This is a genomic window from Escherichia whittamii, from assembly GCF_014836715.1.
In the GTDB taxonomy this organism is placed as follows: Bacteria; Pseudomonadota; Gammaproteobacteria; order Enterobacterales; family Enterobacteriaceae; genus Escherichia; species Escherichia whittamii.
In genome coordinates, this window is the sequence record NZ_JACSQI010000001.1 from 143583 (window position 1) to 169689 (window position 26107).

At 54.1% G+C, this 26107-nt stretch carries 19 protein-coding genes and 1 riboswitch; of the genes, 15 read left to right on the top strand and 4 right to left on the bottom strand.

All coding sequences use genetic code 11. The features are described from left to right. The first annotated feature begins 86 nt into the window (after positions 1 to 86). The 4 genes from leuA to leuD are packed head-to-tail and all read left to right on the top strand — an operon-like array spanning position 87 to position 4768. Positions 87 to 1658, top strand: coding sequence for a 2-isopropylmalate synthase (gene leuA / locus H9644_RS00660; RefSeq protein WP_191772695.1), 1572 nt, complete (start codon positions 87 to 89; stop codon positions 1656 to 1658). After that, the gene (gene leuB / locus H9644_RS00665) at positions 1658 to 2749 is read left to right on the top strand and encodes a 3-isopropylmalate dehydrogenase (RefSeq protein WP_064525219.1); all 1092 of its coding nucleotides are present in this window, start codon (positions 1658 to 1660) and stop codon (positions 2747 to 2749) included. Before leuA ends, leuB begins: the two co-directional genes overlap by 1 nt. Before the next feature lie 2 nt (positions 2750 to 2751). After that, positions 2752 to 4152 carry a 3-isopropylmalate dehydratase large subunit gene (gene leuC / locus H9644_RS00670; RefSeq protein WP_001140645.1) on the top strand — a complete coding sequence of 467 codons (1401 nt, stop codon included), beginning with the start codon at positions 2752 to 2754 and terminating at the stop codon, positions 4150 to 4152. 10 nt (positions 4153 to 4162) lie between these two features. Beyond that, positions 4163 to 4768, top strand: a complete 606-nt coding sequence (gene leuD / locus H9644_RS00675) for a 3-isopropylmalate dehydratase small subunit (RefSeq protein WP_191772697.1) — start codon at positions 4163 to 4165, stop codon at positions 4766 to 4768. Positions 4769 to 4873: 105 nt separating this feature from the next. Here leuD and sgrT read toward each other — a convergent pair whose 3' ends face one another. Then, on the bottom strand, positions 4874 to 5005 hold the full coding sequence (sgrT, locus tag H9644_RS00680) for a glucose uptake inhibitor SgrT (RefSeq protein ID WP_064525417.1): 132 nt from the start codon (positions 5003 to 5005) through the stop codon (positions 4874 to 4876). An 88-nt stretch (positions 5006 to 5093) separates the two neighbouring features. Here sgrT and sgrR point away from each other — a divergent pair, with 88 nt between their 5' ends. The 4 genes from sgrR (at position 5094) to thiQ (ending at position 10164) form a co-directional block, all read left to right on the top strand. Beyond that, positions 5094 to 6749, top strand: a complete 1656-nt coding sequence (gene sgrR, locus H9644_RS00685; protein WP_191772699.1) for a DNA-binding transcriptional regulator SgrR — start codon at positions 5094 to 5096, stop codon at positions 6747 to 6749. Positions 6750 to 6782: 33 nt separating this feature from the next. Next, positions 6783 to 6882, top strand: a riboswitch (TPP riboswitch). Between the two features lie 30 nt (positions 6883 to 6912). Continuing rightward, positions 6913 to 7896, top strand: a complete 984-nt coding sequence (gene thiB, locus H9644_RS00690) for a thiamine ABC transporter substrate binding subunit (RefSeq protein ID WP_191772701.1) — start codon at positions 6913 to 6915, stop codon at positions 7894 to 7896. Next, entirely contained in the window at positions 7872 to 9482 is a 1611-nt protein-coding gene (gene thiP, locus H9644_RS00695; RefSeq protein WP_191772702.1) for a thiamine/thiamine pyrophosphate ABC transporter permease ThiP, read from the top strand. The genes thiB and thiP overlap by 25 nt, the downstream gene beginning before the upstream one ends. Next, positions 9466 to 10164, top strand: coding sequence for a thiamine ABC transporter ATP-binding protein ThiQ (thiQ, locus tag H9644_RS00700; protein WP_191772704.1), 699 nt, complete (start codon positions 9466 to 9468; stop codon positions 10162 to 10164). The genes thiP and thiQ overlap by 17 nt, the downstream gene beginning before the upstream one ends. Before the next feature lie 89 nt (positions 10165 to 10253). Here the strand turns inward: thiQ and H9644_RS00705 are convergent, their stop codons facing one another. Continuing rightward, on the bottom strand, positions 10254 to 11018 hold the full coding sequence (locus H9644_RS00705; protein WP_064525239.1) for a DedA family protein: 765 nt from the start codon (positions 11016 to 11018) through the stop codon (positions 10254 to 10256). Between the two features lie 85 nt (positions 11019 to 11103). Further along, complete coding sequence (gene araC, locus H9644_RS00710; RefSeq protein ID WP_064525420.1) at positions 11104 to 11982, bottom strand: arabinose operon transcriptional regulator AraC; 879 nt, start codon at positions 11980 to 11982, stop codon at positions 11104 to 11106. 338 nt (positions 11983 to 12320) lie between these two features. Between araC and araB the strand changes: the two genes are divergently transcribed. The 6 genes from araB to rluA all read left to right on the top strand — a co-directional run bounded on the left by araB (position 12321) and on the right by rluA (position 22522). Then, complete coding sequence (gene araB, locus H9644_RS00715; protein ID WP_191772706.1) at positions 12321 to 14021, top strand: ribulokinase; 1701 nt, start codon at positions 12321 to 12323, stop codon at positions 14019 to 14021. Positions 14022 to 14031: 10 nt separating this feature from the next. Then, positions 14032 to 15534, top strand: a complete 1503-nt coding sequence (gene araA / locus H9644_RS00720) for an L-arabinose isomerase (RefSeq protein WP_191772708.1) — start codon at positions 14032 to 14034, stop codon at positions 15532 to 15534. Between the two features lie 124 nt (positions 15535 to 15658). Then, entirely contained in the window at positions 15659 to 16354 is a 696-nt protein-coding gene (araD, locus tag H9644_RS00725) for an L-ribulose-5-phosphate 4-epimerase (RefSeq protein ID WP_191772710.1), read from the top strand. Positions 16355 to 16428: 74 nt separating this feature from the next. Continuing rightward, complete coding sequence (gene polB / locus H9644_RS00730) at positions 16429 to 18780, top strand: DNA polymerase II (RefSeq protein ID WP_191772713.1); 2352 nt, start codon at positions 16429 to 16431, stop codon at positions 18778 to 18780. A gap of 164 nt (positions 18781 to 18944) precedes the next feature. Further along, positions 18945 to 21851 (top strand): RNA polymerase-associated protein RapA, encoded by a 2907-nt coding sequence (rapA, locus tag H9644_RS00735; protein ID WP_001117011.1) that lies wholly within the window; start codon positions 18945 to 18947, stop codon positions 21849 to 21851. 11 nt (positions 21852 to 21862) lie between these two features. Next, a complete protein-coding gene (rluA, locus tag H9644_RS00740; protein ID WP_064525260.1) occupies positions 21863 to 22522 on the top strand; it encodes a bifunctional tRNA pseudouridine(32) synthase/23S rRNA pseudouridine(746) synthase RluA in 660 nt (219 codons plus the stop codon). A gap of 116 nt (positions 22523 to 22638) precedes the next feature. On the opposite strand, the gene djlA is transcribed toward rluA, so the two are convergent. Further along, entirely contained in the window at positions 22639 to 23454 is an 816-nt protein-coding gene (gene djlA / locus H9644_RS00745) for a co-chaperone DjlA (protein ID WP_064525264.1), read from the bottom strand. Between the two features lie 254 nt (positions 23455 to 23708). Between djlA and lptD the strand changes: the two genes are divergently transcribed. Beyond that, the gene (lptD, locus tag H9644_RS00750) at positions 23709 to 26066 is read left to right on the top strand and encodes an LPS assembly protein LptD (protein ID WP_191772714.1); all 2358 of its coding nucleotides are present in this window, start codon (positions 23709 to 23711) and stop codon (positions 26064 to 26066) included. Positions 26067 to 26107 lie beyond the last annotated feature (41 nt).

A 26107-nucleotide genomic window follows, 5' to 3' on the forward strand; every position in this document is an offset into this window, starting at 1 on the left:
ACGCAGTCAAACAAAAAACCCGCGCCATTGCGCGGGTTTTTTTATGCCCGAAGCAAGGCGCTCTAAAAGAGACAAGGACCTAAACCATGAGCCAGCAAGTCATTATTTTCGATACCACATTGCGCGACGGTGAACAGGCGTTACAGGCAAGCTTGAGTGCGAAAGAAAAACTGCAAATTGCGCTGGCCCTTGAGCGTATGGGTGTTGACGTGATGGAAGTCGGTTTCCCCGTCTCTTCGCCGGGCGATTTCGAATCGGTGCAAACCATCGCCCGCCAGGTCAAAAATAGCCGCGTATGTGCGTTAGCCCGCTGCGTGGAAAAAGATATCGATGTGGCGGCTGAATCTCTGAAAGTCGCCGAAGCCTTCCGTATTCATACCTTTATTGCCACCTCCCCAATGCACATCGCCACCAAGTTGCGCAGCACGCTGGATGAAGTGATCGAACGCGCTGTTTATATGGTGAAGCGCGCACGTAATTACACCGATGATGTTGAATTTTCTTGCGAAGACGCCGGGCGTACACCGATTGCCGATCTGGCGCGAGTGGTCGAAGCGGCGATTAACGCCGGCGCCACCACCATCAACATTCCGGATACTGTGGGCTACACCATGCCGTTTGAGTTCGCCGGAATCATCAGCGGCCTGTATGAACGTGTACCGAACATCGATAAAGCGATCATTTCCGTGCATACCCACGACGACTTAGGCCTGGCGGTCGGCAACTCACTGGCGGCGGTACATGCCGGAGCGCGGCAAGTGGAAGGTGCAATGAACGGGATCGGCGAGCGTGCCGGTAACTGTTCACTGGAAGAAGTGATCATGGCGATCAAAGTTCGTAAGGATATCCTTAACGTACATACCGCTATTAATCACCAGGAAATATGGCGCACCAGCCAGTTAGTTAGCCAGATTTGCAATATGCCGATCCCGGCAAACAAAGCCATTGTTGGCAGCGGCGCATTCGCACACTCCTCCGGTATTCACCAGGATGGCGTACTGAAAAATCGCGAAAACTACGAAATCATGACGCCAGAATCTATTGGTCTGAACCAAATCCAGCTGAATCTGACCTCCCGTTCGGGCCGTGCGGCGGTAAAACACCGCATGGATGAGATGGGATATAAAGAAAGTGAATATAATTTAGACAATCTGTACGACGCGTTCCTGAAACTGGCTGATAAGAAAGGGCAGGTGTTCGATTACGACCTGGAAGCGCTGGCCTTCATCGGTAAGCAGCAAGAAGAACCGGAACACTTCCGTCTGGATTACTTCAGCGTGCAGTCAGGTTCTAACGATATTGCCACTGCCGCCGTCAAACTGGTCTGTGGCGAGGAAGTTAAAGCGGAAGCCGCCAATGGTAACGGTCCGGTCGATGCGGTGTATCAGGCGATTAACCGCATCACTGACTATAACGTCGAACTGGTGAAATACAGCCTGACCGCCAAAGGTCACGGTAAAGATGCACTGGGTCAGGTGGATATCGTCGCCAACTATAACGGTCGCCGCTTCCACGGCGTCGGCCTGGCTACCGATATTGTCGAGTCCTCCGCCAAAGCAATGGTGCACGTACTGAACAATATCTGGCGTGCCGCAGAAGTCGAAAAAGAGTTGCAACGCAAAGCTCAACACAACGAAAACAACAAGGAAACCGTGTGATGTCGAAGAATTACCATATTGCCGTATTGCCGGGGGACGGTATTGGTCCGGAAGTGATGACCCAGGCGCTGAAAGTGCTGGATGCCGTGCGCAACCGCTTTGCGATGCGCATCACCACCAGCCATTACGATGTTGGCGGCGCAGCCATTGATAACCACGGGCAGCCGCTGCCGCCTGCAACAGTTGAAGGCTGTGAGCAAGCCGATGCCGTGCTGTTTGGCTCAGTTGGTGGTCCGAAGTGGGAACATTTGCCGCCAGACCAGCAACCAGAACGCGGCGCGCTGTTACCTTTGCGTAAACATTTCAAATTATTCAGCAACCTGCGCCCGGCGAAACTGTATCAGGGGCTGGAAGCGTTCTGCCCGCTGCGTGCTGACATTGCCGCTAACGGCTTCGACATCCTGTGCGTACGCGAACTGACCGGCGGCATCTATTTCGGTCAGCCAAAAGGCCGCGAAGGTAGCGGACAATATGAAAAAGCGTTTGATACCGAGGTGTATCACCGTTTTGAGATCGAGCGCATTGCGCGCATCGCGTTTGAATCTGCTCGCAAGCGTCGCCACAAAGTGACGTCGATTGATAAAGCTAACGTACTGCAATCCTCTATTTTATGGCGGGAAATCGTCAATGAGATCGCCATTGAATATCCGGATGTCGAACTGGCGCATATGTATATCGACAACGCCACCATGCAGCTGATTAAAGATCCGTCGCAGTTTGACGTTCTGCTGTGCTCCAATCTGTTCGGCGACATCCTTTCTGACGAATGCGCGATGATCACTGGCTCGATGGGTATGTTGCCTTCCGCCAGCCTGAACGAGCAAGGTTTTGGTCTGTATGAACCTGCGGGCGGCTCTGCACCGGATATCGCAGGCAAAAATATCGCCAACCCGATTGCGCAAATTCTGTCGCTGGCGCTGCTGCTGCGCTACAGCCTGGATGCCGATGATGCGGCTTCCGCCATTGAACGCGCGATTAACCGCGCATTAGAAGCAGGCATTCGCACCGGAGATTTAGCCCGTGGCGCTGCAGCCGTTAGTACCGATGAAATGGGCGATATCATTGCCCGCTATGTGGCAGAAGGGGTGTAATCATGGCTAAGACGTTATACGAAAAATTGTTCGACGCTCACGTAGTGTATGAAGCCGAAAACGAAACCCCGCTGTTATATATCGACCGCCACCTGGTGCATGAAGTGACATCACCGCAGGCGTTTGATGGTCTGCGCGCCCACGGTCGCCCGGTGCGCCAGCCGGGCAAAACCTTCGCCACGATGGATCATAACGTTTCAACTCAGACCAAAGATATTAATGCCTGCGGTGAGATGGCGCGTATCCAGATGCAGGAGCTGATCAAAAACTGCAAAGAGTTTGGCGTCGAACTGTATGACCTGAATCACCCGTATCAGGGGATTGTCCACGTGATGGGACCGGAACAAGGCGTCACCTTACCAGGGATGACCATTGTCTGCGGCGACTCGCACACCGCCACCCACGGCGCATTTGGCGCACTGGCGTTTGGCATCGGCACTTCCGAAGTTGAACACGTGCTGGCAACGCAAACCCTGAAGCAGGGCCGCGCGAAGACCATGAAAATTGAAGTCCAGGGCAAAGCCGCGCCGGGCATTACCGCAAAAGATATCGTACTGGCGATTATCGGTAAAACTGGCAGCGCAGGCGGCACCGGGCATGTGGTGGAGTTTTGCGGCGAAGCAATCCGTGATTTAAGCATGGAAGGTCGTATGACCCTGTGCAATATGGCAATCGAAATGGGCGCGAAAGCCGGTCTGGTTGCACCTGACGAAACCACCTTTAACTATGTCAAAGGCCGTCTGCATGCGCCGAAAGGCAAAGATTTTGACGATGCCGTCGCCTACTGGAAAACCCTGCAAACCGACGAAGGCGCAACTTTCGATACCGTTGTCACTCTGCAAGCAGAAGAGATCGCCCCGCAGGTGACCTGGGGAACTAACCCAGGCCAGGTGATCTCCGTGAACGACAACATTCCCGATCCCGCTTCATTTGCCGATCCGGTGGAACGTGCGTCGGCAGAAAAAGCACTGGCCTATATGGGACTGAAACCGGGTATTCCGCTGACCGAAGTCGCTATCGATAAAGTGTTTATCGGTTCCTGCACCAACTCACGTATTGAAGATTTACGCGCAGCAGCGGAAATCGCCAAAGGGCGGAAAGTCGCCCCAGGCGTACAGGCGCTGGTGGTTCCCGGCTCCGGTCCGGTAAAAGCCCAGGCGGAAGCGGAAGGTCTGGACAAAATCTTTATCGAAGCCGGTTTTGAATGGCGCTTGCCAGGTTGCTCAATGTGTCTGGCGATGAACAACGACCGTCTGAATCCGGGCGAACGCTGTGCCTCCACCAGCAACCGTAACTTTGAAGGCCGCCAGGGACGCGGTGGACGTACGCATCTGGTCAGCCCGGCAATGGCTGCCGCCGCTGCCGTTACCGGTCATTTCGCCGACATTCGCAACATCAAATAAGGAAACCATCATGGCAGAGAAATTTATCAAACACACTGGCCTGGTTGTTCCGCTGGATGCCGCCAATGTCGATACCGATGCGATTATCCCGAAACAGTTTTTACAGAAAGTGACGCGTACTGGTTTTGGCGCGCATCTGTTTAACGACTGGCGTTTTCTGGATGAAAAAGGCCAGCAACCAAACCCGGAGTTCGTGCTGAACTTCCCGCAATATCAGGGCGCGTCGGTTTTGCTGGCGCGGGAAAACTTCGGCTGTGGCTCCTCACGTGAGCACGCGCCGTGGGCGCTGACCGATTACGGTTTTAAAGTGGTGATTGCGCCCAGTTTCGCCGATATTTTCTATGGCAACAGCTTTAACAACCAACTGCTGCCGGTGAAATTAAGCGATGCCGAAGTGGATGAGCTGTTTGCGCTGGTGCAAGCCAATCCGGGGATTCATTTCGATGTGGATCTGGAAGCGCAAGAGGTGAAAGCGGGTGATAAAACTTATCGCTTTGCTATTGATGCCTTCCGCCGCCACTGCATGATGAACGGTCTGGACAGCATCGGGCTGACCTTGCAGCACGACGACGCCATTGCCATTTATGAAGAGAAGCAACCGGCGTTTATGCGTTAGTTTGTACGCCGTCCGGCTCAATCGCCAAAAAGAAAAAAGCCAGCAGGTATTCACTGCTGGCGTGGCGATTAACACCAATACTCAGTCACACATGATGTCCGCAAATCAGTAGTCAGAATCACTCCCCTCCCACTGCATCAGCTCTTCAAGCATGATTAATCGTTGTGGAACGCTTAACCAACGCAACCAGCACAACGTCGCTGTCGCGGTAAAATAGTGCTGATAAAACTGACGCATGGGACACCTCCTTGCTTCATCGTTAAGAATTATTGACTTAATATAGGGAAAATTAAATTGCTGACTTTTGCGCAGGAGTTCCCCTTTTATGCCTTCTGGTCGTCTGCAACAACAGTTCATCCGCCTGTGGCAATGCTGCGAGGGTAAATCGCAGGACACGACGCTCAACGAACTGGCAGAGTTATTGAGCTGCTCCCGCCGTCATATGCGCACCCTGCTCAACACCATGCAGGATCGCGGCTGGTTAACATGGGAAGCGGAAGTCGGGCGCGGTAAACGCTCGCGTCTGACATTCCTCTACACCGGGCTGGCGCTTCAGCAACAACGTGCGGAAGACCTGCTGGAGCAGGATCGCATTGACCAGTTGGTGCAGTTAGTCGGTGACAAAACTGCCGTGCGGCAAATGCTGGTTTCTCATCTGGGGCGTAGCTTCCGCCAGGGTCGGCACATCCTGCGTGTCCTTTACTATCGTCCGTTGCGCAACCTGCTACCCGGCAGCGCATTGCGCCGTTCTGAAACCCATATCGCCCGGCAAATCTTCAGTTCGCTCACGCGCGTAAATGAGGAAAATGGGGAACTGGAGGCAGATATAGCCCACCACTGGCAGCAAATTTCCCCACTCCACTGGCGTTTCTTTTTGCGCCCAGGGGTCCATTTTCATCATGGCCGTGAACTGGAAATGGATGACGTCATCGCCTCATTGAAACGGATCAATACGCTGCCGCTCTATTCCCACATTGCTGAAATCGTGTCACCGACGCCCTGGACGCTGGATATCCATCTCACGCAGCCGGACCGCTGGTTGCCGTTATTGCTGGGGCAAGTTCCGGCGATGATCCTGCCGCGAGAATGGGAAACCATCAGTAACTTTGCCAGCCATCCCATCGGCACCGGTCCATATGCGGTAATGCGTAACAGCAGTAATCAACTGAAAATTCAGGCATTCGACGATTTCTTTGGTTATCGCGCATTAATCGACGAAGTTAACGTCTGGGTTCTGCCGGAAAGTGCCGACGAGCCAGCCTGTGGGCTGATGCTTAAAGGGCCACAGGGCGAGGAAAAAGAGATTGAAAGCCGCCTGGAGGAAGGTTGCTATTATTTACTGTTCGACAGCCGTACCCATCGCGGGGCGAATCAGCAAGTCAGAGACTGGATAAGCTATGTGCTTTCGCCGACCAATCTGGTCTATTTCGCCGAGGAGCAGTATCAGCAACTGTGGTTTCCGGCCTATGGGCTGCTCCCCCGCTGGCACCACGCCCGCCCAACACATTGCGAAAAGCCTGCCGGGCTGGAACATCTCACCCTGACATTTTATCAGGATCATATTGAACATCGGGTCATTGCCAGGATCATGCAGCAGATTCTGGCAAGTCATCAGGTAACGCTGGAAATCAAAGAGATCAGCTACGATCAGTGGCACGAAGGTGAGATCGAAAGTGACATCTGGCTTAACAGCGCCAACTTTACGCTGCCGCTGGATTTTTCGCTGTTCGCGCACTTATGCGAAGTGCCGCTGCTACAACACTGTATTCCTCTCGACTGGCAAGCCGACGCCGCCCGCTGGCGTAATGGTGAGATGAATCTGGCGAACTGGTGCCAACAGTTGGTCACCAGCAAAGCGATGGTGCCGCTTATCCATCACTGGTTGATCATTCAGGGGCAACGCAGTATGCGCGGCCTGCGTATGAATACCCTCGGCTGGTTCGATTTTAAATCAGCGTGGTTTGCGCCGCCGGATCCATGATTGCTGGTTGATAACAAAATCACTACACTAACGCCGTTCTCAACGGGGTGCCACGCAGCCGCGTGCGCTGAGAAAATACCCGTCGAACCTGATCCGGATAACGCCGGCGAAGGGATTTGAGGCTCCTTCTCAAGTCCTTTGCCACTCTTTTTTGAGGTGCAAAGTGTTAAAAAAATATCTCCCCCTGCTGTTGCTGTGCACAGCGCCCGTTTTCGCTAAACCCGTTCTGACCGTCTATACCTACGACTCCTTCGCTGCCGACTGGGGGCCTGGCCCGGTGGTTAAAAAAGCCTTTGAAGCCGACTGTAATTGCGAACTGAAACTGGTGGCGCTGGAAGATGGCGTTTCGCTTCTCAACCGTCTGCGAATGGAAGGCAAAAACAGCAAAGCCGATGTGGTGCTGGGGCTGGATAACAACCTGTTAGATGCTGCCAGCAAAACCGGGCTGTTTGCCAAAAGCGGCGTGTCAGCGGATGCCGTTAACGTTCCCGGCGGCTGGAATAATGACACTTTCGTACCATTTGATTACGGCTACTTCGCCTTCGTCTATGACAAAAACAAACTGAAAAATCCGCCGCAAAGCCTGAAAGAACTGGTTGAGAGCGAGCAGAACTGGCGGGTGATTTATCAGGATCCGCGCACCAGCACGCCGGGCCTGGGTCTGCTGTTGTGGATGCAAAAAGTCTATGGCAATGACGCCCCACAAGCCTGGCAGAAGCTGGCGAAGAAAACCGTCACAGTCACCAAAGGCTGGAGCGAAGCCTACGGCCTGTTTTTAAAAGGCGAAAGCGATCTGGTGTTGAGCTACACCACTTCTCCGGCTTATCACATTCTCGAAGAGAAGAAAGATAACTACGCCGCCGCAAACTTTAGCGAAGGTCACTATCTGCAAGTGGAAGTTGCCGCCCGCACCGCTGCCAGCAAGCAGCCGGGGCTGGCGCAAAAATTCCTTCAGTTTATGGTTTCTCCGGCTTTCCAGAATGCGATCCCAACCGGCAACTGGATGTATCCGGTGGCAAACGTCACGCTGCCTGCCGGGTTTGAACAACTGACCAAACCGGCCACCACGCTGGAGTTCGCGCCCGCCGAAGTGGCGGCACAACGTCAGGCATGGATTAGCGAATGGCAACGCGCCGTCAGCCGTTAATTCCCGGCTGGTTAATTCCAGGTGTAAGTGCCGCCACGCTGGTGGTGGCGGTTGCGCTGGCGGCCTTTCTCGCCCTGTGGTGGAACGCGCCGCAGGGTGACTGGTCGGCCATCTGGCAGAATAGCTACCTGTGGCATGTGGTGCGCTTCTCCTTCTGGCAGGCGTTTCTTTCGGCGCTGCTCTCTGTCGTACCGGCGATATTCCTTGCCCGCGCCCTCTATCGCAGGCGCTTTCCTGGACGCCTGGCGATGTTGCGTCTGTGCGCAATGACTTTGATCCTGCCGGTGCTGGTCGCCGTTTTCGGCATTCTTAGCGTCTATGGTCGCCAGGGCTGGCTGGCATCGCTCTGGCAATTGCTTGGTCTGGAGTGGACCTTTTCGCCCTACGGCCTGCAAGGCATTTTGCTGGCGCACGTATTTTTTAATCTGCCAATGGCAAGCCGTTTATTACTCCAGGCACTGGAAAACATCCCTGGCGAACAACGTCAACTTGCTGCCCAGCTTGGGATGCGCGGCTGGCATTTTTTCCGCTTCGTTGAATGGCCGTGGTTACGGCGACAAATCCCGCCGGTTGCTGCGCTTATCTTTATGCTCTGTTTCGCCAGCTTCGCCACCGTGCTGTCGCTGGGGGGCGGTCCACAGGCGACCACTATCGAACTGGCAATCTATCAGGCGCTGAGTTACGACTACGATCCCGCCCGCGCGGCGATGCTGGCATTGATCCAGATGGTGTGCTGCCTTGGGCTGGTGCTGCTGAGTCAGCGATTAAGTAAGGCCATTGCGCCCGGCACCACGTTGCTGCAAGGCTGGCGCGACCCGGACGATCGTCTGCATAGTCGCATTTGCGACACTGTGTTGATCGTACTTGCGCTGCTGTTGTTGCTGCCGCCGTTACTGGCGGTGATTGTCGATGGTGTAAATCGCCAATTGCCGGAAGTGCTGGCGCAACCCGTGCTGTGGCAGGCGCTGTGGACCTCGTTGCGTATTGCACTGGCGGCAGGCGTATTGTGCGTGGTGCTGACCATGATGCTGCTATGGAGCAGTCGCGAACTGCGGGCGCGGCAAAAAATGCTGGCGGGTCAGGCGCTGGAAATGAGCGGCATGTTGATCCTCGCCATGCCGGGCATTGTGCTGGCAACGGGCTTCTTTTTACTGCTCAACAACACTATCGGTCTGCCGCAATCTGCTGACGGCATTGTGATTTTCACCAATGCGTTAATGGCGATCCCTTATGCGCTGAAGGTGCTGGAAAATCCGATGCGCGATATTACCGCCCGCTACAGCATGTTGTGTCAGTCACTGGGTATTGAAGGATGGTCGCGCCTAAAAGTGGTGGAACTGCGCGCGCTGAAACGCCCGCTGGCACAGGCGCTGGCCTTTGCCTGTGTGCTGTCGATTGGTGATTTTGGCGTGGTGGCATTGTTCGGTAATGATGACTTCCGCACTTTGCCGTTTTATCTCTACCAGCAAATTGGCTCTTACCGCAGCCAGGACGGCGCGGTTACCGCGTTAATTCTGCTGCTGCTCTGTTTTCTGCTGTTTACCGTGATTGAAAAACTACCGGGGCGAAATGTTAAAACTGACTGATATCACCTGGCTTTACCACCATTTGCCGATGCGTTTTAGCTTAACGGTGGAACGCGGCGAGCAGGTGGCGATCCTCGGACCAAGCGGCGCAGGTAAAAGTACTCTGCTGAATTTGATCGCCGGTTTTCTGACGCCAGCCAGCGGTTCGCTGACTATCGACGGCGTAGATCACACAACTATGCCGCCATCACGCCGTCCGGTGTCGATGCTGTTTCAGGAGAACAACCTGTTCAGTCACCTGACGGTAGCGCAGAACATCGGGCTGGGGCTTAATCCGGGCTTGAAGCTGAACGCGGTACAGCAAGAGAAAATGCACGCTATCGCCCGTCAGATGGGGATTGATAATTTAATGGCACGGTTGCCGGGCGAGCTTTCTGGCGGTCAGCGTCAGCGAGTGGCGTTAGCGCGTTGTCTGGTACGCGAACAGCCGATTTTATTGCTCGATGAACCGTTCTCCGCGCTCGATCCGGCGCTACGCCAGGAGATGCTGACGCTGGTGAGCACGAGCTGCCAGCAGCAAAAAATGACGCTATTGATGGTGTCGCACAGTGTGGAAGATGCGGCAAGGATTGCCACGCGCTCGGTGGTGGTCGCCGACGGACGCATCGCCTGGCAGGGGAAAACCGATGAGCTGTTGAGTGGTAAGGCAAGTGCTTCGGCGCTGTTGGGGATTATGGGTTAGTATGCACTGTCGGATGCGGCGTGAACGCCTTATCCGACCTACGGATAGTGCGTTTTGTCCGCATCAGGCGCCCCGCACAAGACTATGCCCTATCCCCCAACAACTTTACGTAATATATCGATATACACCGGCATTAACGGATGGCGAATTAACACCACCAGCGCCACTACCCCGACACCAGAAATTAGCGGCGTCAGCCACAGCAGATGACCACGCGACAAATAATGACTTAAACGATCGGTTACCTTGCCGCTGCGCCATAATCGCCAGCACAGCCAGCCGCCAACCCACAAAAACACCGCCGTCGCCAACAGCAACCACTTAAACTCACCGCTCTGCATCCCGGCAGGGATATCGATCGCCGCGCCCGCCAGAATCCCCGGCAGGAAGTAAAACGGTGGCCATAGCAGGCAGCCGATAATATTCGGCGTGATAAATTTCGCCACGGGCAAATCCAGCATCCCCGCCACCATTGGCACTAGCGGGCGCGTCGGGCCGACAAAACGACCAACCAGAATGGTAAACATGCTGTGTTGATGCAGCGCATGTTCGGTTTTATCGAGCAGTGCTTTGTTTTTCTTGAGAAAGGACCAGCGATGCAGCGGCTTTTTAAACCGCCAGCCCAGCCAGAAAGAGATCCAGTCGCCCATCAGGCAGCCAACAATCCCCGCCAGCCAGGCGTGCCAGAAACTTAACTCGCCGCTGCCAATCAGCGCTCCCAGCCCCGCCATCAGCACCGTACCGGGCAGAATCAAACCGACCAGCGCCAGTGACTCCAGAAAGGCCACCAACACCACCGCCATCAATGAATACACAGTGGATTGGGTAATAAAGTGTTCCAGCAATGCTTGCATAATGTGCCTGTCAAAGGGACGAAGCAGGGATTCTGCAAACCCTGAGCTACTCCGTCAAGCCGTCAATCGTCTGATTCGTTACCAATTATGACAACCTGAGAGCTACATCATTCACTTTTTCTTCACAACCGGCACGGAACTCGCTCGGGCTGGCCCCGGTACATTTTTTAAATACCCGCGAGAAATAGAGCTGGTCATCAAAGCCAACATTGCGCCCGACGGTGGCGATAGGCATACGAGTCGTGCTCAATAGCAGCTTCGCCTGACTGATGCGTTGGTCCTCGCGCCAGCTTAAGACGCTAATCCCTAATTGCTGACGGAACAGATGCGACAGACGCGACGGAGACAGGCAAACATGCTGCGCGACGCTGGCGATATCAAAATTGCTGTCCGCAAGATGATCGCTGATGTACTGACAAGCCTCGCGTACCCGATTATCCATTGGCGGATGCAGCGACTCATTGATGGCTTCCATGCGCCGCAGTAACAATTGCTCAAGAAGATTTATCGCCAGCAATTCCGAATAGCGCCCTTCCCCTTGTCCGGCATTGATAATTTGCCCGAACAAATCGCTGAAATGCGGCTGATGCGCTTCATCCGGGCGAAAGAAACCGGTATTGGCAAATATCGACGGCCAGTTAAGCCATTCGTGCCAGTATGCGCGGGGACGAAAGTAAACCCACTGGTGATACCATTCGCGGGCCTCCGGATGACGACCGTAGTGATGAATTTCTCCCGGCGGAAATAGCAAAATATCGCCTGGTCGGCAGACAAATTCTCGCCCCTGGTTTTTCACTACGCCCTGTCCGCGAATGGTGAGATTGAGAATATAGCCTTTCATTCCCAGCGGTCGGTCGATAAAAAAATCGAGATAACCGTTGGCTTCAATCGGCGTTAACCCCGCCACCAGATGGGCGTTGAACGAGTAACCCGGCAGCAGGGGATCATTTTGCGCTTCAGCCATACTTTTCATACTCCCGCCATTCAGAGAAGAAACCAATTGTCCATATTGCATCAGACATTACCGTCACTGCGTCTTTTACTGGCTCTTCTCGCTAATCCAACCGGCAACCCCGCTTGTGAAAAGCATTTTGTAACAAAGGGAGCCGAAAGCCATAACAAAAACGCGTAACAAAAGTGTCTATAATCACGGCAGAAAAGTCCACATTGATTATTTGCACGGCGTCACACTTTGCTATGCAATAGCATTTTTATCCATAAGATTAGCGGATCCTGCCTGACGCTTTTTATCGCAACTCTCTACTGTTTCTCCATACCCGTTTTTTTGGATGGAGTGAAACGATGGCGATTGCAATTGGCCTCGATTTTGGCAGTGATTCTGTGCGAGCTTTGGCGGTGGACTGCACCACCGGTGAAGAGATCGCCACCAGCGTAGAGTGGTATCCCCGTTGGCAGGAAGGGCAATTTTGTGATGCCCCGAATAACCAGTTCCGTCATCATCCACGTGACTACATCGAGTCAATGGAAGCTGCCTTGAAAACCGTGCTGGCAGCACTTAGTGCCGAACAACGCGCAGACGTGGTCGGCATTGGCGTCGACAGTACCGGCTCGACGCCCGCACCAATCGACGCCGACGGCAACGTGCTGGCGCTACGTCCGGAGTTTGCCGAAAACCCGAACGCAATGTTCGTTTTGTGGAAAGACCACACCGCGGTTGAAGAAGCGGAAGAGATCACCCACTTGTGTCATACACCGGGCAAAACTGACTACTCCCGCTATATTGGCGGCATTTATTCCAGCGAATGGTTCTGGGCTAAAATCCTGCATGTGACTCGCCAGGATAGCGCCGTGGCGCAATCTGCCGCATCCTGGATTGAACTGTGCGACTGGGTGCCAGCCCTGCTCTCCGGCACCACTCGTCCGCAGGATATCCGTCGCGGACGTTGCAGCGCCGGGCATAAATCTCTGTGGCACGAAAGCTGGGGCGGTTTACCGCCAGCCAGTTTCTTTGACGAACTGGACCCGATCCTCAATCGCCATTTGCCTTCCCCGCTGTTCACTGACACCTGGACTGCCGATATTCCGGTTGGCACTTTATGCCCGGAATGGGCGCAGCGTCTCGGCCTGCCTGAAAGCGTGGTGATTTCCGGCGGCGCGTTTGATTGCCATATGGGCGCGGTCGGCGCGGGCGCACAGCCTAACGCACTAGTAAAAGTTATCGGTACTTCCACCTGCGACATTCTGATTGCCGACAAGCAAAGCGTTGGCGAGCGTGCAGTGAAAGGCATTTGCGGTCAGGTTGATGGCAGCGTGGTGCCTGGATTTATCGGTCTGGAAGCCGGTCAATCGGCATTTGGTGATATCTACGCCTGGTTTGGTCGCGTACTCGGCTGGCCGCTGGAACAGCTTGCCGCCCAGCATCCGGAACTGAAAGAGCAAATCAAAGCCAGCCAGAAACAACTGCTTCCGGCGCTAACCGAAGCATGGGCCAAAAATCCGTCTCTGGATCACCTGCCGGTAGTGCTCGACTGGTTTAACGGTCGTCGCACGCCAAACGCTAACCAGCGCCTGAAAGGGGTGATTACCGACCTGAACCTCGCTACCGACGCTCCGCTGCTGTTCGGCGGTTTAATTGCCGCTACCGCTTTTGGTGCGCGTGCAATTCAGGAGTGCTTCACCAACCAGGGGATCGCCGTCAATAACGTGATGGCGCTGGGCGGTATCGCGCGCAAAAACCAGGTGATTATGCAAGCCTGCTGCGACGTGCTGAATCGCCCGCTGCAAATTGTTGCCTCTGATCAGTGCTGCGCGCTTGGTGCTGCGATTTTCGCTGCCGTCGCTGCGAAAGTGCATGCCGACATCCCAACAGCACAGCAAAAAATGGCCAGTGCGGTAGAGAAAACCCTGCAACCGCGCAGCGAACAGGCACAACGCTTTGAACAGCTTTATCGCCGCTATCAGCAATGGGCGGTAAGCGCCGAACAACACTATCTTCCAACTTCCGCCCCGGCACAGGCTGCCCAGGCCGTTCCGACTCTATAAGGACACGACAATGACGATTTTTGATAATTATGAAGTGTGGTTTGTAATTGGTAGCCAGCATCTGTATGGCCCGGAAACCCTGCGTCAGGTCACCCAACATGCCGAGCACGTCGTTAATGCGCTGAATACGGAAGCGAAACTGCCCTGCAAACTGGTGCTGAAACCGCTGGGTACCACGCCAGACGAAATCACCGCAATTTGCCGCGACGCCAATTACGACGATCGTTGTGCAGGTCTGGTCGTATGGCTGCACACCTTCTCCCCGGCCAAAATGTGGATCAACGGCCTGACCATGCTCAACAAACCGTTGCTGCAATTCCACACCCAGTTCAACGCGGCGCTGCCGTGGGACAGCATCGACATGGACTTTATGAACCTGAACCAGACCGCGCACGGCGGTCGCGAGTTCGGTTTCATCGGCGCGCGTATGCGTCAGCAACATGCCGTCGTTACCGGTCACTGGCAGGATAAACAAGCACATGAGCGTATCGGCTCCTGGATGCGTCAGGCGGTATCTAAACAGGATACCCGTCATCTGAAAGTTTGCCGCTTTGGCGATAACATGCGTGAAGTGGCGGTCACTGACGGCGATAAAGTTGCCGCACAGATTAAGTTCGGTTTCTCCGTCAATACCTGGGCGGTTGGCGATCTGGTGCAAGTGGTGAACTCCATCAGCGATGGCGATGTTAACGCGCTGGTCGATGAGTATGAAAGCAGCTACACCATGACACCTGCCACTCAAATTCACGGCGAGAAACGGCAGAACGTACTGGAAGCGGCGCGTATTGAGCTGGGGATGAAGCGTTTCCTGGAACAAGGTGGCTTCCACGCTTTCACCACGACTTTTGAAGATTTACACGGTCTGAAACAGCTTCCTGGTCTGGCCGTACAGCGTCTGATGCAGCAGGGCTACGGCTTTGCGGGCGAAGGCGACTGGAAAACTGCCGCCCTGCTTCGAATCATGAAGGTGATGTCAACCGGTCTGCAGGGCGGCACCTCCTTTATGGAGGACTACACCTATCACTTCGAGAAAGGTAATGACCTGGTGCTTGGCTCCCACATGCTGGAAGTCTGCCCGTCGATCGCTGCAGAAGAGAAACCGATCCTCGACGTTCAGCACCTCGGTATTGGCGGTAAAGACGACCCGGCCCGCCTGATCTTCAATACCCAAACCGGCCCCGCGATTGTCGCCAGCCTGATTGATCTCGGCGATCGTTATCGTCTGCTGGTTAACTGCATCGACACGGTGAAAACACCGCACTCCCTGCCGAAACTGCCGGTGGCGAATGCGCTGTGGAAAGCGCAACCAGATCTGCCAACCGCTTCAGAAGCGTGGATCCTTGCCGGTGGCGCGCACCATACCGTCTTCAGCCATGCGCTGAACCTGAACGATATGCGCCAGTTTGCCGAGATGCACGACATTGAAATCACGGTGATTGATAACGATACCCGCCTGCCAGCGTTTAAAGACGCGCTGCGCTGGAACGAAGTGTATTACGGATTTCGTCGCTAATTAGCCGTATCAGGCATTCAGCGCCTGATGCGACGCTGGCGCGTCTTATCAGGCCTACGATTGCGAGCCGGAGGCTGATTTGTAGGCCGGATAAGCAAAGCGCATCCGGCACGAAGGAGTTAACATGTTAGAAGATCTCAAACGTCAGGTTTTAGAAGCCAATCTGGCGCTCCCAAAACACAACCTGGTCACGCTGACCTGGGGCAACGTCAGCGCCGTTGATCGCGAGCACGGCGTCTTTGTGATCAAACCATCCGGCGTCGATTACAGCATCATGACCGCCGACGATATGGTCGTCGTCAGCATCGAAACCGGTGAAGTTGTTGAAGGTACGAAAAAGCCCTCCTCCGACACGCCAACTCACCGGCTGCTCTATCAGGCATTTCCTTCGATTGGCGGCATTGTTCACACCCACTCCCGCCACGCCACCATCTGGGCGCAGGCAGGTCAGTCAATTCCGGCTACCGGCACCACTCACGCCGACTATTTCTACGGCACCATTCCCTGCACCCGCAAAATGACCGACGCAGAAATCAACGACGAATATGAGTGGGAAACTGGTAACGTCATCGTCGAAACCTTCGAAAAACAGGGGATCGACGCGGCGCAAATGCCCGGCGTGCTGGTCCATTCTCACGGCCCATTTGCGTGGGGTAAAAACGCCGAAGATGCAGTGCACAACGCCATCGTGCTGGAAGAAGTCGCTTATATGGGGATTTTCTGCCGCCAGCTAGCCCCGCAGTTGCCGGACATGCAGCAAACCTTGCTGGATAAACACTATCTGCGTAAGCATGGCGCAAAGGCGTATTACGGGCAGTAATGACTGTATAAAACCACAGCCAGCCAAACGAAACCAGGCTATACTCAAGCCTGGTTTTTTATTGGATTTTCAGCGTGGCGCAGGCAGGTTTTATCTTAACCCGACACTGGCGGGATACCCCCCAGGGAACCGAAGTTTCCTTTTGGTTAGCGACGGACAACGGGCCGTTGCAGGTTACACTTGCGCCGCAAGAGTCCGTGGCGTTTATTCCTGCTGATCAGGTTCCCCGCGCTCAACAAATTTTACGCGGTGAGCAAGGCTTTCGCCTGACGCCTCTGGCATTAAAAGATTTTCACCGCCAGCCAGTGTATGGCCTTTACTGTCGCGCCCATCGCCAGTTGATGAATTACGAAAAGCGCCTGCGTGAAGCTGGCGTTACCGTTTACGAGGCTGATGTGCGTCCGCCAGAACGCTATCTGATGGAGCGCTTTATCACCTCTCCGGTGTGGGTCGATGGTGATTTACGTGAGGGCGCTATCGTTAATGCCCGTCTGAAACCGAATCCCAGCTATCGTCCGCCGCTCAAGTGGGTTTCTATTGATATTGAAACCACTCGCCACGGTGAGCTGTATTGCATCGGCCTTGAAGGCTGCGGGCAGCGCATCGTTTATATGTTGGGGCCAGAGAATGGCGACGCCTCCGCGCTCGATTTCGAGCTGGAATACGTCGCCAGCCGCCCGCAGCTGCTGGAAAAACTCAACGCCTGGTTTGCAACTCACGATCCCGATGTGATCATCGGCTGGAACGTGGTGCAGTTTGATCTGCGAATGCTGCAAAAACATGCCGAGCGTTACCGCATTCCGTTGCGTCTGGGGCGCGATAACAGTGAGCTGGAGTGGCGTGAGCACGGCTTTAAAAACGGCGTCTTTTTTGCTCAGGCCAAAGGTCGGCTAATTATCGACGGTATCGAGGCGCTGAAATCTGCATTCTGGAATTTCTCTTCGTTCTCGTTGGAAACCGTTGCCCAGGAACTGTTGGGCGAAGGTAAATCGATTGATAACCCGTGGGATCGAATGGACGAAATCGACCGCCGTTTCGCCGAAGATAAGCCCGCACTGGCGACTTATAATTTGAAAGATTGCGAACTGGTGACGCAGATCTTCCATAAAACTGAAATCATGCCGTTTTTACTCGAACGAGCAACGGTGAACGGTCTGCCGGTAGACCGGCACGGTGGTTCGGTGGCGGCGTTTGGTCATCTCTATTTTCCCCGTATGCACCGCGCTGGTTATGTCGCGCCCAATCTCGGCGAAGTGCCGCCGCACGCCAGCCCTGGCGGCTATGTGATGGATTCACGACCAGGGCTTTATGATTCGGTGTTGGTGCTGGACTACAAAAGCCTGTACCCGTCGATCATCCGCACCTTTCTGATTGATCCCGTCGGGCTGGTGGAAGGAATGGCGCAGCCCGATCCAGAGCACAGCACCGAAGGCTTTCTCGATGCCTGGTTCTCGCGGGAGAAACATTGCCTGCCGGAGATTGTGACTAACATCTGGCACGGGCGCGATGAAGCCAAACGTCAGGGTAATAAGCCGCTGTCGCAGGCGCTGAAGATCATTATGAATGCCTTTTATGGCGTACTTGGCACCACCGCCTGTCGATTCTTCGATCCGCGCCTGGCGTCGTCGATCACCATGCGTGGTCATCAGATCATGCGGCAAACCAAAGCGTTGATTGAAGCGCAGGGCTACGACGTGATCTACGGCGATACCGACTCAACGTTTGTCTGGCTGAAAGGCGCACACTCCGAAGAGGAAGCGGCGAAAATCGGTCGTGCACTGGTGCAGCACGTTAACGCATGGTGGGCGGAAACGCTGCAAAAACAACGGCTGACCAGCGCACTGGAACTGGAGTATGAAACCCATTTCTGTCGTTTTCTGATGCCGACCATTCGCGGAGCCGATACCGGCAGCAAGAAGCGATATGCCGGGCTGATTCAGGAGGGCGACAAACAGCGGATGGTGTTTAAAGGGCTGGAAACCGTGCGCACCGACTGGACGCCACTGGCCCAGCAGTTTCAGCAGGAACTCTATCTGCGCATCTTCCGTAATGAACCGTATCAGGAATATATCCGTGAAACCATCGATAAACTGATGGCTGGCGAACTGGATGCGCGACTGGTTTACCGCAAACGACTACGTCGTCCGCTGAGTGAATATCAGCGAAATGTGCCGCCTCACGTACGCGCCGCCCGTCTTGCCGATGAAGAAAACAAAAAGCGCGGTCGCCCCTTGCAATATCAGAATCGCGGCACCATAAAGTACGTATGGACCACTAACGGCCCGGAGCCGCTGGACTATCAACGTTCACCGCTGGATTATGAACACTACCTGACCCGCCAGCTTCAGCCAGTGGCGGAAGGAATACTCCCCTTTACAGAGGATAATTTTGCTACACTAATGACCGGGCAACTTGGGCTATTTTGAGCAAAAAAAAGAGTTCGCCAGATGCCATTTTGATGCGTGACGAATGCTTTGCCATCCAGTACCATAGCGCCCTTTCCATTCCTGGACCTGAATAACACCACTACCGCATAAGTACGGTAGCGGGTGGTTATTGCCTGCAATTAAAGATATAGAGCCGAACACATATGCCTTTTACACTTGGTCAACGCTGGATCAGCGATACAGAAAGCGAATTGGGACTTGGAACCGTTGTCGCGGTGGATGCGCGAACTGTCACTCTGCTTTTCCCATCTACTGGTGAAAACCGTCTGTACGCACGCAGTGATTCCCCCGTGACCCGCGTGATGTTCAACCCTGGTGATACCATTACCAGCCACGACGGCTGGCAGATGCAAGTCGAAGAAGTAAAAGAAGAAAATGGCTTGCTGACCTATATCGGTACTCGCCTGGATACTGAAGAGTCCGGCGTGGCCCTGCGTGAAGTTTTCCTTGATAGCAAACTGGTGTTCAGCAAACCACAGGACCGTCTGTTTGCCGGGCAGATTGACCGTATGGATCGCTTTGCACTGCGTTATCGCGCACGTAAGTATTCCAGCGAACAGTTCCGTATGCCGTACAGCGGCCTGCGCGGTCAGCGTACCAGTCTGATCCCCCATCAGCTCAACATCGCGCATGATGTCGGTCGCCGTCATGCGCCGCGTGTCCTGCTGGCTGACGAAGTTGGTTTAGGGAAAACCATTGAAGCCGGGATGATCCTGCATCAGCAACTGCTCTCTGGCGCTGCTGAACGTGTGCTGATTATCGTGCCAGAAACTTTGCAGCACCAGTGGCTGGTTGAAATGCTGCGCCGCTTCAACCTGCGTTTTGCCCTGTTTGATGATGAGCGTTACGCCGAAGCCCAGCACGATGCCTACAACCCGTTCGACACCGAACAGCTGGTCATTTGCTCGCTGGACTTTGCCCGTCGCAGCAAGCAGCGTCTGGAACACCTCTGTGAAGCCGAGTGGGACCTGCTGGTTGTCGATGAAGCGCATCACCTGGTGTGGAGCGAAGATGCACCAAGCCGTGAATATCAGGCCATTGAACAACTGGCAGAGCATGTGCCTGGCGTTCTGCTGCTGACCGCGACCCCGGAACAACTGGGGATGGAAAGCCACTTCGCCCGTCTGCGTTTGCTGGACCCGAACCGTTTCCACGATTTCGCGCAGTTCGTTGAAGAACAGAAAAATTATCGTCCGGTTGCGGACGCCGTTGCCATGCTGTTGGCAGGTAACAAACTGAGCAATGACGAACTAAACATGCTCGGCGAGATGATCGGCGAGCAGGATATTGAGCCGCTGTTGCAAGCAGCAAACAGCGACAGTGAAGATGCCCAGAGCGCCCGTCAGGAACTGGTTTCCATGCTGATGGATCGCCACGGCACCAGCCGCGTACTGTTCCGTAACACGCGTAACGGCGTGAAAGGCTTCCCGAAACGCGAGCTGCACACCATTAAGCTGCCGTTACCGACGCAGTATCAGACGGCTATTAAAGTCTCCGGCATTATGGGCGCACGTAAAAGTGCGGAAGACCGCGCCCGCGATATGCTCTACCCGGAGCGTATTTATCAGGAATTTGAAGGCGATAACGCTACCTGGTGGAACTTCGACCCGCGCGTAGAATGGCTGATGGGCTACCTGACCAGCCATCGCTCGCAGAAAGTGCTGGTGATCTGCGCTAAAGCTGCCACTGCGCTGCAACTGGAGCAGGTACTGCGTGAACGTGAAGGTATCCGCGCCGCAGTGTTCCACGAAGGCATGTCGATTATCGAACGTGACCGCGCTGCCGCCTGGTTTGCCGAAGAAGACACCGGCGCGCAGGTACTGCTGTGCTCGGAAATCGGTTCTGAAGGCCGCAACTTCCAGTTCGCCAGCCACATGGTGATGTTCGATCTGCCGTTCAACCCGGATCTGCTGGAGCAGCGTATTGGTCGTCTGGATCGTATCGGTCAGGCGCACGATATTCAGATCCATGTGCCTTATCTGGAAAAAACCGCTCAGTCGGTGCTGGTGCGCTGGTATCACGAAGGTCTGGATGCGTTCGAGCACACCTGCCCGACCGGACGCACTATTTACGATAGCGTGTACAACGATCTGATTAACTACCTGGCTTCACCGGATCAAACCGAAGGTTTTGACGATCTGATCAAAAACTGCCGCGAGCAGCATGAAGCCCTGAAAGCACAGCTGGAACAAGGCCGTGACCGCCTGCTGGAAATCCATTCCAACGGTGGTGAAAAAGCCCAGGCACTGGCAGAAAGCATTGAAGAGCAGGATGACGATACCAACCTGATCGCCTTCGCTATGAACCTGTTCGATATTATCGGTATCAATCAGGACGACCGCGGCGACAACATGATCGTGCTGACGCCGTCCGATCATATGCTGGTGCCGGACTTCCCGGGCCTGTCGGAAGACGGTATTACCATCACCTTCGACCGTGAAGTGGCGCTGGCACGTGAAGATGCACAGTTTATTACCTGGGAGCATCCACTGATCCGCAACGGTCTGGATCTGATCCTCTCTGGCGATACCGGTAGCAGCACGATTTCACTGTTGAAAAACAAAGCGTTGCCGGTAGGTACGCTGTTGGTGGAGCTGATTTACGTGGTTGAAGCCCAGGCGCCGAAGCAGTTGCAGCTCAACCGCTTCCTTCCGCCGACGCCGGTACGTATGCTGCTGGATAAAAACGGCAACAACCTGGCGGCACAGGTCGAGTTTGAAACCTTTAACCGTCAGCTTAACGCAGTCAACCGCCACACCGGCAGCAAGCTGGTAAACGCGGTACAGCAGGATGTTCATGCCATCCTCCAGTTGGGTGAAGCACAGATCGAGAAGTCTGCCCGTGCATTGATTGATGCAGCGCGTAACGAAGCCGACGAAAAACTGTCTGCCGAGCTGTCTCGTCTGGAAGCACTGCGTGCAGTGAACCCGAACATTCGTGACGACGAACTGACCGCTATTGAAAGCAACCGTCAGCAGGTGATGGAAAGCCTGGATCAGGCAGGCTGGCGTCTGGATGCCCTGCGTTTAATCGTTGTGACGCATCAGTAACGGAGCCAATGATGGGGATGGAAAACTACAATCCGCCGCAGGATCCCTGGCTGGTTATCCTGTATCAGGATGATCACATTATGGTGGTCAACAAGCCGAGTGGTTTGTTGTCTGTGCCGGGGCGTCTGGAGGAGCACAAAGACAGCGTGATGACACGCATTCAGCGTGATTATCCTCAGGCGGAATCGGTGCATCGCCTGGATATGGCCACCAGCGGCGTGATTGTAGTGGCGCTGACCAAAGCCGCGGAACGGGAATTAAAACGCCAGTTCCGTGAGCGCGAGCCGAAAAAGCAGTATGTAGCTCGCGTCTGGGGGCATCCATCCCCTGAAGAAGGTCTGGTGGATCTGCCACTGATTTGCGACTGGCCAAACCGCCCGAAACAGAAAGTCTGTTACGAAACGGGTAAGCCTGCACAGACGGAATATGAAGTGGTGGAGTATGCGGCGGATAACACGGCAAGAGTGGTGTTAAAGCCGATTACCGGGCGTTCGCATCAGCTACGTGTACATATGCTGGCGCTGGGTCATCCGATTCTCGGCGATCGTTTTTATGCTTCACCAGAAGCAAGAGCAATGGCACCGCGTTTGTTGCTGCATGCCGAGATGCTAACGATTACCCATCCGGCATATGGCAATAGTATGACGTTTAAGGCGCCAGCGGATTTTTAATAGTCACGCAGGCGCAGTTCGGTAAGCCGGATAAGGCGTTTACGCCCCATCAGGCAATTGTGCACCAATTGCCTGATGCGACGCAGGCGCGTCTTATCAGGCCTACAATTTAAATCTTACTTAAATCCTTTCTGCTGCTTAATCAGTTCATACGCCTGCTGAATTTCCTGCGCTTTCTGCTTTGCCATCTCCATCATCTCTGGCGGCAAACCTTTCGCCACCAGCTTATCGGGATGGTGTTCGCTCATCAGCTTACGATAGGCACGTTTAATGGTGGTCGCCTCATCCGTTGGCTTCACGCCCAGCACATTACAGGCATCTTCCAGAGTTGGACCACGCTGCGCTTGCTGCCAGTTACCACCGCCAGACTGCTGTTGATAACCGCCGCCAAACTGCGCGCCGCCCTGCATCATGCGCAGAAACTGATCAAACTGGGCGCGGGAGATCCCCAACTCTTCGGCAATCACATACAGCACTGCCCGTTCGTTTGGATGCAGCGAGCCATCGGCAAATGCCGCCTGAATCTGGATCTCCAGAAACATTCGAATTAAATCAAAACGCCCGAAGCAGACGCTGCGGAACTGACGCATCTTTTCGCGCAGTGGGTAATTGTCTGATTTTCCCACCCGGAACGCATTTTGCGCCGCAGTACGGGAAGCGCCGTGTAAATTCATCCGATCCATGAGCAATGTGGCGACATGGATATCAGCCTCGGTAACGCGACCTTTGGATTTGGTTAAATGCCCCATCACTTCAAAAGTGGTGGCAAAAAACAGCGCCTGACGCTCGCGCTGGTTGGCGAACCACGCCATTTTGCGGCTACGGGCTTTATCAAACATATGGCCAATTAACAGGCCTAACACTACGCCCCAAAAGCCGCCGCCCATCAGTAAGGCCACGGCCACGCCAATAATTTTTCCCCAATACTGCATATATTCCCCAAATCGACACACGGATATCAGGGCTATCTCCCACAATATAAAGGTGCTTTTACCGTTTTTCGGCTGCGGTCAATTGTGGGACATCGCCTATAATTTGCATTATCATACCTGTCATTCAATGCCGTGCCTAACACCACTGACGCTATTCGGACAGGATTAACACTAGCGTAGAGATGACGAGTACGTTAGTCTCTGACCGTTTGTCACGCGCAACGTTACCGATGATGGAACAATAAAATCAACGTATGAAAAAACGTATCCCCACTCTCCTGGCCACCATGATTGCCACTGCCCTTTATAGTCAACAGGGACTGGCAGCCGACCTCGCCTCACAGTGCATGTTGGGCGTGCCAAGCTATGACCGTCCTCTGGTACAGGGCGATACCAATGACTTACCCGTGACGATTAATGCTGACCACGCAAAGGGGAACTACCCCGATGACGCCGTATTTAGCGGCAACGTGGATATCATGCAGGGTAACAGCCGTCTGCAGGCCGATGAAGTACAGCTTCATCAGAAAGAGGCGCCAGGACAACCGGAGCCGATACGTACCGTTGATGCGCTCGGTAATGTCCATTACGACGATAACCAGGTGATCCTCAAAGGGCCAAAAGGCTGGACGAATCTGAACACCAAAGACACCAACGTCTGGGAAGGTGATTATCAGATGGTGGGGCGTCAGGGGCGCGGTAAAGCGGACCTGATGAAACAGCGTGGCGAAAACCGCTACACAATTCTGGATAACGGTAGCTTTACCTCCTGTCTGCCGGGTTCTGATACCTGGAGCGTGGTGGGTAGCGAAATTATTCATGACCGCGAAGAACAAGTCGCAGAGATCTGGAACGCCCGTTTTAAAGTGGGTCCGGTTCCAATCTTTTACAGCCCCTATTTACAGTTGCCGGTGGGTGACAAACGCCGTTCTGGTTTCTTAATCCCGAACGCCAAGTACACCACCACCAACTACTTTGAGTTCTACCTGCCGTATTACTGGAACATCGCGCCAAATATGGATGCCACCATCACGCCGCATTATATGCATCGTCGTGGCAACATTATGTGGGAAAACGAATTCCGTTATCTCACCCAGGCAGGCGCAGGCTTGATGGAACTGGACTATCTGCCTTCGGATAAAGTCTATGAAGATGAACATCCGGAAGATAGCAATTCACGCCGTTGGTTGTTCTACTGGCAACACTCCGGAGTGATGGATCAGGTTTGGCGCTTTAACATCGACTACACCAAAGTCAGCGACCCGACCTATTTCAACGATTTTGATAATAAATATGGTTCCAGTACCGATGGTTACGCCACGCAAAAATTCAGCGTCGGCTATGCGGTGCAGAACTTTGACGCCACGCTTTCGACTAAACAATTCCAGGTTTTTGATGATACCAGTGGCAACAGCTATGCCGCTGAACCGCAGTTAGACGTCAACTACTACCATAACGATCTCGGTCCGTTTGATACCCGAATTTATGGTCAGGCAGTGCATTTTGTTAATACAAACAGCAATATGCCAGAGGCCACCCGTGTTCATCTGGAGCCGACGATTAACCTGCCGTTATCTAACACCTGGGGCAGTATCAATACCGAAGCGAAGCTGCTGGCTACCCATTATCAGCAGACCAATCTCGACTGGTATAACAGCAACCCACAAAACAATAAGTTGGCAGATTCTGTTAACCGCGTAATGCCGCAATTTAAAGTTGACGGCAAAATGGTCTTCGAACGTGATATGGAAATGCTCGCGCCGGGTTACACCCAGACGCTGGAGCCGCGCGCGCAATACCTGTATGTGCCGTATCGCGATCAGAGCGACATCTATAACTACGACTCCTCCTTGCTGCAATCGGACTACTCGGGCCTGTTCCGGGACCGGACTTATGGCGGTCTTGACCGTATTGCTTCCGCGAACCAGGTGACGACCGGCATCACAACTCGCGTATATGATGATGCAGCCGTTGAACGTTTTAATATTTCCGTTGGTCAAATCTACTATTTCACGGAGTCTCGCACCGGCGATGACAACATAACATGGGAGAATGACGACAAAACGGGCTCACTGGTATGGGCAGGCGATACCTACTGGCGCATCTCCGAGCGCTGGGGATTGCGTGGCGGCATTCAGTACGATACTCGTCTGGATAACGTAGCCACCAGTAACACCAGCATTGAATATCGTCGGGATGAAGACCGTCTGGTGCAGCTGAACTACCGCTACGCCAGCCCGGAATATATTCAGGCTACGCTGCCTAAATACTATTCGACTGCCGAGCAGTATAAGAATGGCATTTCGCAGGTAGGTGCAGTCGCTAGCTGGCCAATCGCCGATCGTTGGTCGATTGTCGGGGCGTACTACTACGACACCAACGCGAACAAGCAAGCCGACTCAATGTTAGGCGTGCAATACAGCTCCTGCTGCTATGCGATTCGCGTCGGTTATGAGCGTAAGCTGAACGGTTGGGATAACGATAAGCAACATGCGATATATGACAACGCAATCGGCTTTAACATCGAACTTCGCGGCCTGAGTTCCAACTACGGTCTGGGTACGCAAGAGATGCTGCGTTCGAACATTCTGCCGTATCAAAACTCTTTGTGATTTGTTGATTTACCACGTAATCCGCAGTGCGGTTAATTGAA

What these genes read in the sequence shown, in the direction of transcription:
- thiP (WP_191772702.1), top strand. Translation starts at nt 7,872, where the DNA reads ATGGCAACGCGCCGTCAGCCGTTAATTCCCGGCTGGTTAATTCCAGGT.
- araC (WP_064525420.1), bottom strand. Translation starts at nt 11,982, where the DNA reads ATGGCTGAAGCGCAAAATGATCCCCTGCTGCCGGGTTACTCGTTCAAC.
- thiQ (WP_191772704.1), top strand. Translation starts at nt 9,466, where the DNA reads ATGTTAAAACTGACTGATATCACCTGGCTTTACCACCATTTGCCGATG.
- rapA (WP_001117011.1), top strand. Translation starts at nt 18,945, where the DNA reads ATGCCTTTTACACTTGGTCAACGCTGGATCAGCGATACAGAAAGCGAA.
- leuA (WP_191772695.1), top strand. Translation starts at nt 87, where the DNA reads ATGAGCCAGCAAGTCATTATTTTCGATACCACATTGCGCGACGGTGAA.
- leuB (WP_064525219.1), top strand. Translation starts at nt 1,658, where the DNA reads ATGTCGAAGAATTACCATATTGCCGTATTGCCGGGGGACGGTATTGGT.
- leuC (WP_001140645.1), top strand. Translation starts at nt 2,752, where the DNA reads ATGGCTAAGACGTTATACGAAAAATTGTTCGACGCTCACGTAGTGTAT.
- lptD (WP_191772714.1), top strand. Translation starts at nt 23,709, where the DNA reads ATGAAAAAACGTATCCCCACTCTCCTGGCCACCATGATTGCCACTGCC.
- sgrR (WP_191772699.1), top strand. Translation starts at nt 5,094, where the DNA reads ATGCCTTCTGGTCGTCTGCAACAACAGTTCATCCGCCTGTGGCAATGC.
- araB (WP_191772706.1), top strand. Translation starts at nt 12,321, where the DNA reads ATGGCGATTGCAATTGGCCTCGATTTTGGCAGTGATTCTGTGCGAGCT.
- H9644_RS00705 (WP_064525239.1), bottom strand. Translation starts at nt 11,018, where the DNA reads ATGCAAGCATTGCTGGAACACTTTATTACCCAATCCACTGTGTATTCA.
- djlA (WP_064525264.1), bottom strand. Translation starts at nt 23,454, where the DNA reads ATGCAGTATTGGGGAAAAATTATTGGCGTGGCCGTGGCCTTACTGATG.
- araA (WP_191772708.1), top strand. Translation starts at nt 14,032, where the DNA reads ATGACGATTTTTGATAATTATGAAGTGTGGTTTGTAATTGGTAGCCAG.
- rluA (WP_064525260.1), top strand. Translation starts at nt 21,863, where the DNA reads ATGGGGATGGAAAACTACAATCCGCCGCAGGATCCCTGGCTGGTTATC.
- sgrT (WP_064525417.1), bottom strand. Translation starts at nt 5,005, where the DNA reads ATGCGTCAGTTTTATCAGCACTATTTTACCGCGACAGCGACGTTGTGC.
- araD (WP_191772710.1), top strand. Translation starts at nt 15,659, where the DNA reads ATGTTAGAAGATCTCAAACGTCAGGTTTTAGAAGCCAATCTGGCGCTC.
- leuD (WP_191772697.1), top strand. Translation starts at nt 4,163, where the DNA reads ATGGCAGAGAAATTTATCAAACACACTGGCCTGGTTGTTCCGCTGGAT.